The organism is Paraburkholderia sp. EG286B, from assembly GCF_040965655.1.
Classification (GTDB): Bacteria; Pseudomonadota; Gammaproteobacteria; order Burkholderiales; family Burkholderiaceae; genus Paraburkholderia.
In genome coordinates this window covers 49542-63547 of sequence record NZ_JBFRCF010000005.1, presented here as the reverse complement: position 1 = coordinate 63547, position 14006 = coordinate 49542, and the positions used below count along the sequence as shown (strand labels likewise).

The window sequence follows — 14006 nt, the reverse complement described above, 5'->3', positions numbered from 1 at the left end:
AGCGCAGCACGCTATGACCGACCCATTCACCCTCCGAACCATTCCGCCCGAAGACGAGGCGTTGCGCGCACCGGTGCGCGCGTTTCTCGCCGAAGCGCTCGAAGGCGTGCCGCCCGCCGTGCGCGCGCGCTCGTGGCTCGGCTTCGATGCCGACTTCAGCCGCCAGCTTGCGGCGCAAGGCTGGCTGGGCCTCACGCTGCCGCGCGAATACGGCGGCGGCGGGCGCAGCCCATTTGCGCGCTTCGTGCTCGTGGAAGAGCTGCTTGCGGCCGGCGCACCGGTGTCGGCCCACTGGATCGCCGACCGCCAGAGCGGCCCGCTCATCGCACGCTACGGCACCGAGGCGCAGAAGGCGTTCTATCTGTCGCGCATCTGCCGGGCCGAGGCGTTCTTCTGCATCGGCATGAGCGAGCCCAACGCGGGCTCCGACCTCGCGAGCGTACGCACGCGCGCCGAGCGCACGGCCAGCGGCTGGCGCCTCTCGGGCCGCAAGATCTGGACGACCAACGCCCCGCACTCGCACTTCATGATCGCGCTCGTGCGCACTTCGGGCGCGCCCGAGGACCGGCATCGCGGGCTTTCGCAAGTGATCGTCGACCTGTCGCTGCCGGGTGTGCATGTCGCGCCGATTCGCGACCTCGCCGGCGACGCGCATTTCTCCGAAGTCACTTTCGACGATGTCGAATTGCCCGAGGACGCGCTGATCGGTACCGAAGGCGCGGGCTGGGAACAGGTCACCGCGGAACTGGCGTTCGAGCGCAGCGGTCCCGAGCGCATTTATTCGAGCATCGTGCTGCTCGAGGAATGGGCGCATACGCTGCGCGAAGCCGCACGCACTGCTCACTCGCCGGTCGGCGAAAGCGAGCGCCGCACGCTCGGGGCGTTCGTAACCGAACTCGCCACCTTGCGCGCCATGTCCGTGGCCGTTACGGGAGCGCTTGCCGACGGGGCGAGCCCCGCCACGCAGGCCGCGCTCGTGAAGGACCTCGGCACCAGCTTCGAGCAGAGCGTGCCCACGCTGATCGGCGACGCGCTCGGCGCGCATCCGCAGCAGGCCGTGACACGCGAGCTAGCCGATACGCTCGACTACGTGACGAAGATCGCGCCGTCGTACTCGCTGCGCGGCGGCACGCGCGAGATCCTGCGCGGCATGATCGCGCGCGGCCTCGGGCTGCGCTAAACGAACGACGAACATGGAGAAGAACACCATGGATGACATGCTGACCGAATCGGCGCGACACGTGCTCGCGCGTCACTGTACGCCGCAATTCGTGCGCACCGTGGAAGCGGCGCGCGACCGTCACGCGGGACGCGCCCTGTGGGACCAGCTCGACGCGCTCGGCTTTCTCGACGCGCTCGTGCCTGAGGAGAAAGGCGGCTCGGGCATGCGCCTCGCCGCCACCGCGGGCGCGCTGTTCGAATTCGGCGCGCACGCGCTGCCGCTACCCGCCGCGCACACCATGATCGCGCGCGATCTGCTCGCACGCGCGGGCGTGGAAGCGCCGCGCGGTCCCATCGCCATCGCGCTTGGCAACGCTTCGCGCCACGGCGCGGCGTTCGTGCCCTACGGTCTCGTCGCCGACACGCTCATCGTCGAAACCGCCGATGGCGCGAGCCTCGTCGAGCTCGCCAGCGCCGATCTGCGCGCGCACGGCGATAGCCTCGACGCCACGCTCACCTACCCCGCGCACGCGGCCCGCACGCTGCCCGCCAGCGTGCGTGGCGTGGGCGAACTGGGCGCGCTCGCCACGGCCGCAACGATGGCGGGCGGCATGCAGCGCGTGTTCGACATCACGCTCGGCTACGTGAACGACCGCCAGCAGTTCGGCCGCTCACTCGGCAAGTTCCAGGCCGTGCAGCAGCAGTTGAGCGTCATGGCCGAGCACGTGGCCGCCACGCGCGTCGCGGCGCAGTTGGGCTGCGCGGGACACCACACGTCGGAACAGCGCATCGCGGCGGCCATTGCGAAGGCGCGTGCGAGCCGCGCCGCGCCGCTGGTGGCGAACGGCGCACACGCGCTGGTGGGCGCGATGGGCATCACCGCCGAGTTCGACCTGCAACTCTATACGAGACGGTTGCACGCGCAACGTCTTCAATATGGATCGGAGTCGTTCTGGGACGACGTGGTCGGCACGCACGCGATCGATCATTGGAACAATGTCGCCGCCGGCGTGATCGGCATTTACGACGCGCTCGACGAGGCCGCGGCGGTCGGCACGTAGTCCCGCACCACGCGGGCCTCACGCCGTGCCAACGCGCTCGAGCACCACATCGAGCAGCACGTTCGCGCCGTCGATGAGCTGATCGTCGTCCGTATGCTCGCGCGGATTGTGGCTAATGCCGCCGCGGCTCGGCACGAAGATCATCGCGGCCGGCGCGATCCGCGCAATCATCTGGGCGTCATGGCCCGCGCCCGAGGTCATGCGCCGGTTCGAGAAGCCCCGGCGTTCGGCGGCGGCCTCGATGGCGCGTGCGAGTGCCGCGTCGAATACCACCGGTTCGAAACGCACGAGACGCTCGGTCTCGATCTTCACGCCCTCCTTGTGTGCCACCTCCGCCAGAAAATCGGCGAGGCGGCGCTCGGCGTCCTGCAAACGTGCTTCATCGGGGTCGCGCAGGTCGACCGTGAAAACGGCCTTGCGGGGAATCACGTTGATGACGTTCGGCTCGATGCTCAGCATGCCGATGGTGGCGAGCGTCGTGCCGCTTCGAACCGCGAGGTCGCGCAGGAACGTGGCGACCGCCGCGGCCACCCAGCCCGCGTCATGACGCAAACGCGTAGGCGTCGTGCCAGCGTGATTGGCGTTGCCTTGCACGCTCACGCGCTGCCACGAAATGCCTTGCAGATTCTCGACCACGCCGATGCGCACGTTTTCCGCTTCGAGAATCGGTCCCTGTTCGATATGCAGTTCGAAATACTCGTGCGGCGTGATCGCGCCCGGCTCCATCGCCCCCGCGTAGCCGATGCGGGCCAGTTCGTCGCCGAGTCGCGTTCCATCGATGCCGCGCGCGTCGAGCGCCGCTTCCACGGCCAGGCCGCCGGCGTAGACCAGCGAGCCCATCATGTCCGGCTGGTAGCGCACGCCTTCCTCGTTCGTGAATGCGCCCACGGTGATGGACCGGCCCGGCTTCACGCCCGCTTCGCGAAACGCGCGCACCACGGCGAGCCCGGCGAGTACGCCATAACAACCATCGAGCGCCCCCGCGTTGCGCACGGTGTCGATGTGGGAACCCATCATCAGCGGGCGTTGCGAGCCGGCGTCGGCGCCTGCGTGCAGGGTGCCGAACACGTTGCCGATACGGTCGATGCGCACGTCGAGATCGAGTTCGCGCATCCACGCGACCACGCGGTCGCGTCCGGCTTTTTCGTCGTCGGTGAGCGCGATGCGGGTGCGCCCGCCCGCTTGCGGATCGGCGCCGATTTCACCCAGTTCGCGCAGTTGGCGAAGCAGCACTTCGCCGTTCAGTTTCAGCGTATTCATGATTGGTTGGTTCCGACCGGCAAGGCGAGGTGCGCGATTTCCGCGAAGTAGCGTGCGCCGGTCATCAGGATGTCGTCGTTGAAATCGTAGCCGGCGTTGTGCAGCGGAATGCCGCCGCGTTCCGGCGCGTCGCCGTTGCCGATGAAGATGAAATTGCCGGGCACGACCTGCAGGAATGCCCCGAAATCCTCGGAGATCATCATCGGCTGCACGTTGGCGTCCACGGCGGCGTCTCCCGCCACGTTGCGCGCGGCGTTCACCGCCATGTCGACGAACTGCTCGGAATTCACGGTCGGCGCGAACTCGTGCGTATACTCGAAGCTGCATTCGGCGCCGTGCGTCTGGCAAATGCCGACGCTGACTTCACGCTTGCGGGTTTCGAGCAGCGCCTGCACGTTCTTCGAATAGCTGCGCGTATCGCCCTTGATGATCACGTTCGAGGGAATCACATTGCGAATGCCGTCGGTGATGAATTCCGTGCAGGAGATCACGGCTTGCAGGCCCGGGTCGAGATTGCGCGACACGATGGTCTGCAGCGCGAGCACGATCTGCGCGGCGATGACGATCGGATCGGCCCCCATGTGCGGGCGCGCCGCGTGCGTGCCGCGGCCCTTGATATGGATAACGAAGTTATCCTCGCTCGCCATGATGCCGCCCGCGCGCGTGGCGAACGTGCCGGCGGGCATGCCCGGCATGTTGTGCGCGCCGAAGATCGCATCGACGGGAAAGCGGTCGAACAGGCCGTCCGCCATCATCGCCTTGGCGCCGCGGCCGTGCTCCTCCGCAGGCTGGAAGATGAACCGCACCGTGCCGTCGAAATCGCGCCGCTCGGCGAGCAGCCGCGCCGCGCCGAGGACCATCGACATATGGCCGTCGTGCCCGCAGGCGTGCATTTTTCCCGCGTTCAACGAGGCATGCGCGCGGCCCGGCGCCTGCTCCGCGATATTGAGCGCGTCCATGTCGGCACGCAGGCCGATCACGCGCTTGCCGTTGCCGACCGTGAGGTTCGCCACGAGCCCCGTGCCGCCAACGCCGCGGTGCACCTCGAGCCCAAGTGTCTCGAGGATGTTCGCCACGTAGTGGGCAGTATGGATCTCCTCGAAGCCGGTCTCGGGACGCTGGTGCAGATACTGTCGCCAGCTTTTGAGTTGGCCTTGCAGTGTGCTTTCCATGTGGGTGTCCTCTTTTCAGTTACTGCGTGACCTGACTCAGCCAGGCGTCGCGACGCGCCGCCACGGTTTGCGCAGACGCGCCGACCAGTTCCGCGTACACGCCCGGCGCCGTGGCGCCCTCGGTGCTGATCAGCAGCACGCGTGAGTTCGCGTCGAGCCCTGCTGCGCGCGCAAGTTCGGGTTCGCGCATGAGCTTCGCAAGGCCCGCGAGCCCTGCCGCGCCCGACTCGCCCGATACAACGGGTACGTCGCCTGCCGCGCCGGTGGCGAGGCTGCGCATCGCGTCCACGGCGTCCTCGTCTTCGATCAGCATGAAGTTGTCGACGCACGGCTCGAGTATCTGCCACGCGAGCGGCGAGGTCTCCCCGCACGCAAGGCCCGCCATCACGGAGTCGACCGACCCTGTGGCTTTCGCGGCGCGGCCGGCGATGGCGCTTTGATACAGGCAGTCGGCCTGGCGCGGTTCGACCACGATGAAACGCGGACGCGCGGCGCCATGATGCTCCCACAGATAGCTGGCTACGCCGGCCGCGAGACCGCCCACGCCGCCCTGCAGAAACACATGCGTCCACGCGCCGCCAGACTGTTCGATGACTTCCGCCGCGATGGTGCCGTAGCCTTGCATGACATCGCGCGGGATCGCCTCGTAGCCGTCATAGGAGGTATCGGAGACGACGTGCCAGCCGTTCGTCTTCGCGAGCTGCGCCGCGTGCTCGACCGATTCGTCATAGTTGCCCGCGATGCGAACGATACGCGCGCCGTACGCGGCGATCGCCGCTTCGCGCTCCGCGCTGACGTTCGCATGCAGCACGATCACGCAGTGGCAGCCAATCGATTGCGCGGCTGCCGCCAGCGCTTTGCCATGGTTGCCATCGGTCGCGCTGATGACCGTGAGGTTCGTGACCATCCCGCCGTAGCGGCCCTCGATCAGCTTGCAAGGATCGATCTCCTGCTGGGGCCACAGGCGCATGATGAGGCGCATCAGCGCGATCGGTGCGCCCAGCGCCTTGAAGCTGCCAAGAGGAGAACGAAACGATTCGTCCTTGAGGCCGAGGCGGGCCACGCCCAGGCGCGCGGCCGCACCGCCCAGGTCCCAGAGCGGTGTGGGCTCCGGGCTGATCAACGCCCAACGGGCGAGCCATGCCCGGCTTTCGTCGCCCGACTTCACGTTCAGGATGGCCCCGAGCGTTTCCGGGTAAGCATGGCGCGCGGCGCGCGGGTTGGCGATCAGCATGGGTTGGCTCCGGTGGATTTGCGATGTCGAAATGATATTGCGCAGCCCCCGTGAAAACGTCTCATAATGCGGTCACGTCACGCAAAAAAATATCGACTTTCAGGCTTCCGCGTAAATGGCGACACATCTCGACTCCTTCGACCGCAAACTCCTGACGGAAGTCCAGCGCGACGCCCAGACTCCGCAAAACGAACTCGGCGCGCGTGTGAACCTCTCCACGGCGGCGGTGAACCGGCGTTTGCGCCGTCTCGTCGACGAAGGCGTGATCGACCATTACGCGGCGATCGTCTCGCCCGAGAAGGTCGATCATCCCATCACGATCGTTGCGACCGTCGAGGTGGAGAGCGAGCAGATCGACCTGCTCGATACGATGAAGCGCACCTTCGAGCGTTGCCCGCAGATACAGCAGTGCTACTACGTCGCGGGCGAGTGGGATTTCGTGCTGATTTTCGCGGTGCGCAACATGGACCAGTACACGGAACTCACGCGCGAGCTATTCTTCTCGAACAACAATGTGAAGCGGTTCAAGACGCTGGTGAGCATGAGCCGCGTGAAGGTCGGGCTCGAAGTGCCGCTCGCGCTGGACGGCGAATGAGGAACGCGGGTTGCGACGCAGACGCAACGCGGTCATCTGAACAACCGGAGCCACGACCCATGAGCAACGCCGTGCATCACGCTGGAGCCATTGAAAGCGAAGAGTTGTTCCACCACCCGGACGTCGCGACGCTGCGTGCGGACCTCGCGCTCGCACTGCGGGCCGCCGCGCATTTCGGGCTCGGTGAAGGCGTCTGCAATCACTTCAGCGTCGCGCTTCCCGGCGAAGACGGCCTCTTTCTACTGAACCCGCGCGGCCTGATGTGGAGCGAGGTGATGGCCGACGATATCGTCATCGTCGACGCACAGGGGGACGTGATGGCAGGCCGTCACGCCGTGGAGCCGACGGCGATGTTCATTCACGCCGCCATCCACGGGATCGCGAAGAAGGCCTGTGTGCTGCATACCCACATGCCGTACGCAACCGCTCTCACGCTCACTGAGGACTGCGGGCTCGACACGACCTTGTCGCAGAACGCCATGCGCTATCACGGCCGCGTCGCGCTGGACCGCGAGTACAACGGGCTCGCGCTCGGCCCCGAGGAAGGCGAGCGCATCGCGCATGCGCTCGACGGCAGGGATATCGGCTTCCTCGGCAACCACGGCGTGGTGGTGTGCGGCGAGCGCATCGACTACGCGTTCGACGACCTCTATTACCTCGAACGCGCCTGCGCCGTGCAGGTGCTCGCGGGCTCCACCGGGCGCGGGTTGCGACCGGTGGCGGCCGATCTCGCACAACGCGTGGCCGACCAGATTCAGGGCGAGCGTTTGCAGTCGGAGCTGTTCTTCGCGGCACTGCGAAGAACGCTCACGCACGCTTGACGCAAGGGCCGCCCTACTTCCCCTGCCACACCGCCTTGCGCTTCTCCGCGAACGCCGCCGCGCCCTCTCGCGCGTCGGCGGAAGCGAACACCGGGTCCGTGATCTCGCGCTGACGCGCGAACATCTGGGCACTGGACCAGTCGCGCGACTCGCGCATCACGCGCTTGCTCGCCGCCACCGCGAGCGGCCCGTTCGCCACGATCTTCTGCGCGAGTTCGAGCGCGCCCGCCAGCGCTTCGCCCGGCGCGGTGAGACGGTTGACGAGACCGAATTCGAAGGCCCGTTGCGCGCCGAACATGTCGCCCGTGAGCACGAGTTCCATGGCGATGCGCTCGGGCAACTGCTGTTGCAGACGCAACAATCCGCCCGCTGCGGCGCATAGCCCGCGCTTCACTTCGGGCAGACCGAACTGCGCGTTGTTCGCGGCCACGACGAGATCGCTCGCGAGCACGACTTCGAAGCCGCCGGCGAGCGCGTAGCCTTCGACCGCCGCAATGAGCGGCTTGTGCGGCGGCGCTTCAGTGAGCCCGGCAAAGCCGCGGCCCGGCAGGCTCGGCCTTTCGCCTTTGAGAAAGCCCTTCAGGTCCATGCCCGCGCAAAACGTGCCGCCCGCGCCGGTGATGATGGCGAGCCGCAGGTCGTCGCGCTGCTCCAGTTCATCGAGTGCCGCGGCTAGCGCTTCGGCCACCGCCTTCGTGCAGGCGTTGCGCGCCTCGGGACGGTTGATCGTGAGGATCTGGATGCCGTCGCGGGACTCGATCAGCAGTTCGTCGCTCATGGTCGGCCTCGCTCAACGCGGCTGCATGCGAATCGCGCCGTCAAGGCGGATGGTCTCGCCGTTGAGCATCGGATTCTCGAGGATGTGCAGCGCGAGCGCGGCGAATTCGTCGGCTTCACCGAGGCGCGGCGGAAACGGCACCATGCGACCGAGCGATTCGCGAATCTCCTCGGGCAGGCGCGCGAGCAGCGGCGTGTCGAAGAGACCCGGCGCGATCGTGCACACGCGGATCCCCTTGCTCGCCAGGTCACGCGCGGCCACGAGCGTCATGCCCACCACGCCCGCCTTCGACGACGCATATGGCACCTGCCCGATCTGCCCTTCGTACGCCGCCACCGAAGCCGTGAGCACGCAAGCGCCGCGCTCGCCGCCCGCATCGGGCTCGTTGCGCGCCATCGCCGCCGCCGCGAGGCGCAGCGCGTTGAAGGTGCCGAAGAGATTCACGCGCACCACGTTCTCATAGGCTTCGAGCGAGCCCGGCGAGCCGTCCTTCTCGATCAGGCGCACCGCGCCGCCACGGCCCGCGCAATGCACGAGCGAGCGCAGCGTGCCGCGCTTCGTGGCCGCCTCGAATACGGCGTTCATGTCGTCGGCGCTCGTCACGTCGGCGGGCACGAAGCTCGCGTGCGCGCCGAGTTCATCGGCCACGGCCGCGCCGCGCGAGCCGGCGAGGTCGGCGATCACGACCTGTGCGCCTTTTGACAGCAGCCGCTTTGCGCTCGCGAGGCCCAGCCCCGAAGCGCCGCCCGTCACCACCGCCACCGTGCCGGCGAATTTGTTCTGTTCGTCCATGTGTCGTCTCTCCTTTGTTGTTCGTGGTCGCGCTTTAGAGGCGTTCGATGAGCGTCGCGTTGGCCATGCCGCCCGCCTCGCACATCGTCTGCAGGCCGTAGCGGCCGCCGCTCACTTCGAGAGAATTGAGCATCGTGGTCATGAGGCGCGCGCCCGAAGCGCCGAGCGGATGCCCAAGCGCGATCGCGCCACCCGCCGGGTTCAGCCGCGCCGCGTCCGCGCCCAGCGCCTTCTGCCAGGCGAGCGGCACGGCGGCAAACGCCTCGTTGACTTCGAAGTGCGCAATATCGTCGATGGCGAGGCCGCGCTTCTTCAGCAGACGTTGCGTGGCAGGAATGGGGGCGGTCAGCATCATCAGCGGATCGTCGCCGCAGACGTCGAACGCCACGATGCGCGCACGCGGTTTCAATCCCAGTTGCGCCGCCTTCTGCTCGCTCATGATGAGCAGCGCCGAGGCGCCATCCGAGATTTGCGAGGCGTTGCCCGCCGTCACGTTCCAGCGGATGCCCGGAAAGCGCGCCGCGAGTTCGGCGCTCTCGAACGAAGGCGCGAGGCCCGCGAGCCGCTCGACGGTCGTACCGGCGCGGATGGTCTCGTCGAGGTCCACGCGACGCACGCCTTCAGGACCCGCCACATCGATCGGCACGATCTCGCGCGCGAACTGGCCCGCGGCGCGCGCGGCGTCGGCGCGACGGTGCGACTCGGCCGAATAGGCGTCGAGCGCCTCGCGCGTGAGCGCCCACTTCTGCGCCACGAGATCGGCGCTCACGCCCTGCCCGACCATGCCTTCGGGGTAGCGCGCGTGGTACAGCGCGCCGTACGGATCGCGGCCGATGCGCGAAGAGCCCATGGGCACGCGGCTCATCGACTCGACGCCGCCGGCCACGACGATCTCGTTGACGCCCGCCATGATCGCCTGCGCCGCGAAATGGATGGCTTGCTGGCTCGACCCGCACTTGCGCTCGATGGTGGTGGACGGCACGTGCTGCGGAAAGCCCGCCGCGAGCCACGCGAGGCGGCCCGGCGTGGAGGCCTGCTCGCCCACCTGGCTCACGCAGCCGATCATCACGTCGTCCACGCTGCCGGGGTCGAGGTCGTTGCGCACGATCAGTTGCTGCAAGACCTGCGAGAGCAGATCCACGGGATGCAGGTCGACGAACGCGCCGCCCGCCTTGGTCCGGCCCATCGGGCTGCGCACTGCGTCGACGATTACCGCGCTGTTGGTCATGGTTCTCTCAACGGTTGGAAGTGTCAGGAAAAATGAATCTCCTGACTCAAAATACACCTCACCGGCTCACTATTTCAATAGTGGTAAACATATTTCGGTACTATAGGATCATTTTTATTGATTTCTGGATCACGATCCGCAACACTGCTCGGGCAACTTGATCCTCAGAGGTCGAAAAAGGAGACATCAACATGTGGCTGCGAGCCGCGCGGCATCACGAATGCGAAAAAATGAGCCAGGCGTCTTAAAAAATTGTTCCGGCGTGCGGCAGAAAGCTAGAATCCGGGGTTTGCCGCGCGCCGCACCGGCGCGGCGCGCCCTTACCCCGACGAAGGACCCGACATGAACGATCAGGCCAACTCCCGCACCGACGACGCCGCGGACTCGCAGCTCGTGAGCGCGCTTGCGCGCGGCATCCGGATCCTGCAGTGCTTTTCGATGGGAGACGCGGAGCTGTCGGCGCGCGATCTGGTCGAGCGCACGGGGCTGCCCAAGCCCACGGCGCTGCGGCTCATCAACACGCTCGCGGAGTTCGGCTTGCTGCGCTATTCGGAGCGCATTTCGAAGTATGTGCTCGGCACGGATATGCTGAGCCTCGCCGCCCCGGCGCTCGGCCGCATGACGATCCGGCAGATCGCGCGGCCGATGATGCAGGAGCTGGCCGACTACTGCCACGGCCAGGTGACGCTCGCGGTGGGCTACCGCCTGAACATGGCGTACGCCGAAGTGATTCAGGGCGAGGGCAGCGCGGTGTATCGCTCGGAAACGGGCACGCGGCTCTCGCTTTCGCGCACGGCGTCGGGCCGCGCGTATCTGTGGACCGTGCCGGGCGCCGAGCGCGAGCAGTACCTGCAGGACACGCTCGCGCGCGACCCCGCCAAAGGCGAGTTGCTCGCGCAGCGCCTCGCGCTTGCGCAGCAGGAGTTGCGCGCGCACGGCTGCACGCTCTCGCATGGCGACATGCAGCGCGAGATCCATTCGGTGGCGATTCCGTTGTCCGCCCCGATCGACGACGAGTATTGGGTTTTTAGCTGTTCGATTGCAGTTTTCAACATCAGCGGCAACCAGCTGACCGACGACATCGCCCCCCGGCTGATGTCGCTCGTCAGGCGCGTGGAGGCAGCGCTCGGCAGCATGACTGGGGCCGCGCATGACATGGAGACGAGACCGTGGAGCGTGTCCGCGAACTAGCTGTAGCAGCACCCACGCGGGAGGCCCTGTGCTTCCCCGCACTCAAGCAGATCATCACTTACAAAGAGCTGGACGAACGCGCGGAGCGCATCGCGCACTGGCTCCTCGGCCTCGGCCTGCAACCCGGCGACGGCATCGCGCTGCTGTTCGAGAATCACCCCGCGCTCGCCGTCATCGCCATAGGCGCCGAGCGCGCCGGCCTCTACTACACCCCCATCAGCATCCAGTTGAAAACACGCGAGGCCGCGCACGTCCTCGCGGACTGCGGCGCGCGCGTGCTGATCGTTTCGCGGGCCATGCACGAACTCGCCGCCTCGCTCGTGGCCGAAGGTGCCGCGCAGGACGTCGCTTGCTTCGTTGCGGGCGCGGGTGCGGGTGAAACCCTGCCCGGCTTCGCCTCGCTCGAAGCGGCGCTCGCCGGGATCGATGCGAGCGCGCCGTTGCCACCGTTGCCGCCGTTGCCGCGCGGACGCGACTTCCTCTATTCATCGGGCACGACCGGCCTGCCCAAAGGCATCCGCAAGCCGCTCGTGCCGTTCGAGCAGCGCGATGCCGACGACACCGAAACCGCGGCATGGCGCAAGACGTTCGGCTTCGACGCCGATTCGGTCTACCTGAGCACCGCGCCGCTCTACCACGCCGCGCCGCTGCGCTACCTCATGCGCGTGCTGCACACGGGCGGCCGCGCCATCGTGCTACAGAAGTTCGACGCCGAGGCCGCGCTCGACGCCATCGCGCGCTACCGCGTCACGCACAGCCAGTGGGTGCCGACGATGTTCATCCGCCTCCTGAATCTGCCCGGGACCACGCGCGCGCTGTACGACGTGAGCAGCCTGCGCGTGGCGATCCACGCAGCGGCGCCGTGCCCGCCGCACATCAAGGAGCAGATGATCGCGTGGTTCGGCCCGGTGATCTACGAGTACTACGCGGGCTCGGAAAGCGTGGGCCTCACGGCGATCGACTCCGGCGAATGGCTCGCGCATCGCGGCTCGGTCGGGCGTTCGATATACGGACAGATCCACATCGTCGACGATGAGGATCACGAACTGCCCGCGGGCGAGATTGGCCGCGTGTTTTTCGAAGGCGGTCCCGCTTTCGAGTACCACAACGATCCGGTGAAGACGCGCAGCGTCTACAACCGCCACGGCTGGGCGACCTACGGCGATATCGGCCACGTCGACGCGGAAGGCTATCTGTACCTGAGCGACCGGCGCGTGGACCTCATCATCAGCGGCGGCGTGAACGTGTATCCGCAGGAGATCGAGAACGTGCTCGCCGAGCATCCCGCCGTGGCCGATGCCGCCGTGATCGGCGTGCCGCACCCCGAGTTCGGCGAGGCCGTGAAAGCGGTCGTGCAGCCGCGCGAGCGCGACGCCGCGAGCCCGCTGCTCGCCGAGGAGCTGATCGCGTTCTGCCGCGAGCGCCTTTCGCATATCAAGGTGCCGCGCTCGGTCGAATTCGAGGAGGCGCTGCCGCGCCACGATAACGGCAAGCTGCTGCGGCGCCTTCTCAAGGAACGGTACCGCCAGCCCGCGGCTTGATACGGATAACGAAAGAGCACGAGACACTGGAGACATTCCCTATGCGCACTGTATTCCGTGACGATCACGAGATTTTCCGCGAGCAGGCCCGGCGCTTCATCGAACGCGAAATCGTGCCGTTCCATCATCAATGGGAACAAGAAGGCATCGTGCCGAAGTCGGTCTGGCGGCGAGCGGGCGAGGAAGGGCTGCTGTGCTGCACGATTCCCGAAGAGTACGGCGGTGGCGGCGGCGACTTCGGCCACGCGGCCATCATGATCGAGGAGCTGGCGCGCGTGAACGCGAGCGGCATCGGCTTTCCGCTGCATTCGGATATCGTCGCGCCTTATATCTTCGCGTATGGCACCGAGGCGCAAAAGCGCGAGTGGCTGCCGAAGCTCGCGCGCGGCGAGCATATCGGCGCGATCGCCATGACCGAGCCGGGCACCGGCAGCGATCTCAAGTCGGTGCGCACCACCGCGCGCAACGACGGAGATCACTACGTCATCAACGGCCAGAAGACCTTCATCACGAACGGACAGAATGCGAGCCTCGTCGTGGTGGTCTGCAAGACCGCGCCCGAACTGGGCGGCAAGGGCGTTTCGCTGATCGTGGTCGAAGACGGCACGTCTGGCTTCAGCAAGGGCCGCAAGCTCGACAAGATCGGCCTGCGCGCGCAGGACACGTCCGAGCTGTTCTTCGAGGACGTGCGCGTGCCCGTCGCGCAGCGGCTTGGCGAGGAGAACCAGGGCTTCTCGTACCTCATGCGCGAACTGGCGCAGGAGCGGCTCGTGATCGCGGTGCGCGCTGCCGCGTCGATCGAGGGCATGCTCGAGCGCACGATCCGCTATACGCGCGATCGCAAGGTGTTCGGCCAGGCCATCTTCGACTTCCAGAACGCGCGCTTCAAGCTCGCGCATGCGCGCGCGAAAGCGGAGATGGTGCGCACCTATGTCGATGACTGCATCGCGCGGCACCTGCGCCGCGAGCTTTCGCCCGTGGACGCCGCCATGGCGAAGCTCAACGCGACCGAACTGCAGAACCAGCTGCTCGACGAATTCCTGCAACTGCACGGCGGTTACGGCTACATGTCCGAGTACGTGGTGGGCACCGCGTGGGTCGATGCGCGCGTGATGCGCATCTACGGCGGCACCGACGAGATCATGAAGGAAATCATCGCGCGCACGCTGTGA

At 67.0% G+C, this 14006-nt stretch carries 13 protein-coding genes; 7 read left to right on the top strand and 6 right to left on the bottom strand.

Features of this window, described 5'->3' with window-relative positions; translation table 11 throughout:
* Positions 1 to 13: 13 nt before the first annotated feature.
* Both AB4Y42_RS11820 and AB4Y42_RS11815 read left to right on the top strand, forming a co-directional pair.
* Entirely contained in the window at positions 14 to 1180 is a 1167-nt protein-coding gene (locus tag AB4Y42_RS11820) for an acyl-CoA dehydrogenase family protein (protein ID WP_368694260.1), read from the top strand.
* A gap of 13 nt (positions 1181 to 1193) precedes the next feature.
* The gene (locus AB4Y42_RS11815; RefSeq protein ID WP_368694259.1) at positions 1194 to 2222 is read left to right on the top strand and encodes an acyl-CoA dehydrogenase family protein; all 1029 of its coding nucleotides are present in this window, start codon (positions 1194 to 1196) and stop codon (positions 2220 to 2222) included.
* Positions 2223 to 2240: 18 nt separating this feature from the next.
* On the opposite strand, the gene AB4Y42_RS11810 is transcribed toward AB4Y42_RS11815, so the two are convergent.
* From AB4Y42_RS11810 to AB4Y42_RS11800, 3 genes are read right to left on the bottom strand one after another with little or no spacing between them, the layout of a single operon-like run.
* Positions 2241 to 3482 (bottom strand): Zn-dependent hydrolase, encoded by a 1242-nt coding sequence (locus AB4Y42_RS11810; RefSeq protein ID WP_368694258.1) that lies wholly within the window; start codon positions 3480 to 3482, stop codon positions 2241 to 2243.
* Positions 3479 to 4654 (bottom strand): M20 aminoacylase family protein, encoded by a 1176-nt coding sequence (locus AB4Y42_RS11805; RefSeq protein ID WP_368694257.1) that lies wholly within the window; start codon positions 4652 to 4654, stop codon positions 3479 to 3481. Before AB4Y42_RS11805 ends, AB4Y42_RS11810 begins: the two co-directional genes overlap by 4 nt.
* 19 nt (positions 4655 to 4673) lie before the next feature.
* On the bottom strand, positions 4674 to 5888 hold the full coding sequence (locus AB4Y42_RS11800; protein ID WP_368694256.1) for a diaminopropionate ammonia-lyase: 1215 nt from the start codon (positions 5886 to 5888) through the stop codon (positions 4674 to 4676).
* 115 nt (positions 5889 to 6003) lie between these two features.
* On the opposite strand from AB4Y42_RS11800, the gene AB4Y42_RS11795 reads away from it, so the two are divergent.
* The gene (locus tag AB4Y42_RS11795) at positions 6004 to 6483 is read left to right on the top strand and encodes an Lrp/AsnC family transcriptional regulator (RefSeq protein ID WP_368694255.1); all 480 of its coding nucleotides are present in this window, start codon (positions 6004 to 6006) and stop codon (positions 6481 to 6483) included.
* A 59-nt stretch (positions 6484 to 6542) separates the two neighbouring features.
* Entirely contained in the window at positions 6543 to 7304 is a 762-nt protein-coding gene (locus AB4Y42_RS11790; RefSeq protein WP_368694254.1) for an aldolase, read from the top strand.
* A gap of 13 nt (positions 7305 to 7317) precedes the next feature.
* On the opposite strand, the gene AB4Y42_RS11785 is transcribed toward AB4Y42_RS11790, so the two are convergent.
* The 3 genes from AB4Y42_RS11785 to AB4Y42_RS11775 are packed head-to-tail and all read right to left on the bottom strand — an operon-like array spanning position 7318 to position 10102.
* Entirely contained in the window at positions 7318 to 8082 is a 765-nt protein-coding gene (locus tag AB4Y42_RS11785; protein WP_368694253.1) for a crotonase/enoyl-CoA hydratase family protein, read from the bottom strand.
* 12 nt (positions 8083 to 8094) lie between these two features.
* Positions 8095 to 8874 carry an SDR family NAD(P)-dependent oxidoreductase gene (locus AB4Y42_RS11780; protein WP_368688777.1) on the bottom strand — a complete coding sequence of 260 codons (780 nt, stop codon included), beginning with the start codon at positions 8872 to 8874 and terminating at the stop codon, positions 8095 to 8097.
* Positions 8875 to 8908: 34 nt separating this feature from the next.
* Positions 8909 to 10102, bottom strand: a complete 1194-nt coding sequence (locus tag AB4Y42_RS11775) for an acetyl-CoA C-acyltransferase (RefSeq protein WP_368694252.1) — start codon at positions 10100 to 10102, stop codon at positions 8909 to 8911.
* Positions 10103 to 10444: 342 nt separating this feature from the next.
* Here AB4Y42_RS11775 and AB4Y42_RS11770 point away from each other — a divergent pair, with 342 nt between their 5' ends.
* From AB4Y42_RS11770 to AB4Y42_RS11760, 3 genes are read left to right on the top strand one after another with little or no spacing between them, the layout of a single operon-like run.
* On the top strand, positions 10445 to 11293 hold the full coding sequence (locus AB4Y42_RS11770; protein ID WP_368694251.1) for an IclR family transcriptional regulator: 849 nt from the start codon (positions 10445 to 10447) through the stop codon (positions 11291 to 11293).
* The gene (locus AB4Y42_RS11765; RefSeq protein ID WP_368694250.1) at positions 11272 to 12834 is read left to right on the top strand and encodes an AMP-binding protein; all 1563 of its coding nucleotides are present in this window, start codon (positions 11272 to 11274) and stop codon (positions 12832 to 12834) included. The genes AB4Y42_RS11770 and AB4Y42_RS11765 overlap by 22 nt, the downstream gene beginning before the upstream one ends.
* 41 nt (positions 12835 to 12875) lie before the next feature.
* Positions 12876 to 14006, top strand: coding sequence for an acyl-CoA dehydrogenase family protein (locus AB4Y42_RS11760; protein WP_368694249.1), 1131 nt, complete (start codon positions 12876 to 12878; stop codon positions 14004 to 14006).

Excerpts from the sequence above, each read along its gene's own strand:
- AB4Y42_RS11820 (WP_368694260.1), top strand. The coding sequence starts at position 14 with ATGACCGACCCATTCACCCTCCGAACCATTCCGCCCGAAGACGAGGCG.
- AB4Y42_RS11815 (WP_368694259.1), top strand. The coding sequence starts at position 1,194 with ATGGAGAAGAACACCATGGATGACATGCTGACCGAATCGGCGCGACAC.
- AB4Y42_RS11810 (WP_368694258.1), bottom strand. The coding sequence starts at position 3,482 with ATGAATACGCTGAAACTGAACGGCGAAGTGCTGCTTCGCCAACTGCGC.
- AB4Y42_RS11805 (WP_368694257.1), bottom strand. The coding sequence starts at position 4,654 with ATGGAAAGCACACTGCAAGGCCAACTCAAAAGCTGGCGACAGTATCTG.
- AB4Y42_RS11800 (WP_368694256.1), bottom strand. The coding sequence starts at position 5,888 with ATGCTGATCGCCAACCCGCGCGCCGCGCGCCATGCTTACCCGGAAACG.
- AB4Y42_RS11795 (WP_368694255.1), top strand. The coding sequence starts at position 6,004 with ATGGCGACACATCTCGACTCCTTCGACCGCAAACTCCTGACGGAAGTC.
- AB4Y42_RS11790 (WP_368694254.1), top strand. The coding sequence starts at position 6,543 with ATGAGCAACGCCGTGCATCACGCTGGAGCCATTGAAAGCGAAGAGTTG.
- AB4Y42_RS11785 (WP_368694253.1), bottom strand. The coding sequence starts at position 8,082 with ATGAGCGACGAACTGCTGATCGAGTCCCGCGACGGCATCCAGATCCTC.
- AB4Y42_RS11780 (WP_368688777.1), bottom strand. The coding sequence starts at position 8,874 with ATGGACGAACAGAACAAATTCGCCGGCACGGTGGCGGTGGTGACGGGC.
- AB4Y42_RS11775 (WP_368694252.1), bottom strand. The coding sequence starts at position 10,102 with ATGACCAACAGCGCGGTAATCGTCGACGCAGTGCGCAGCCCGATGGGC.
- AB4Y42_RS11770 (WP_368694251.1), top strand. The coding sequence starts at position 10,445 with ATGAACGATCAGGCCAACTCCCGCACCGACGACGCCGCGGACTCGCAG.
- AB4Y42_RS11760 (WP_368694249.1), top strand. The coding sequence starts at position 12,876 with ATGCGCACTGTATTCCGTGACGATCACGAGATTTTCCGCGAGCAGGCC.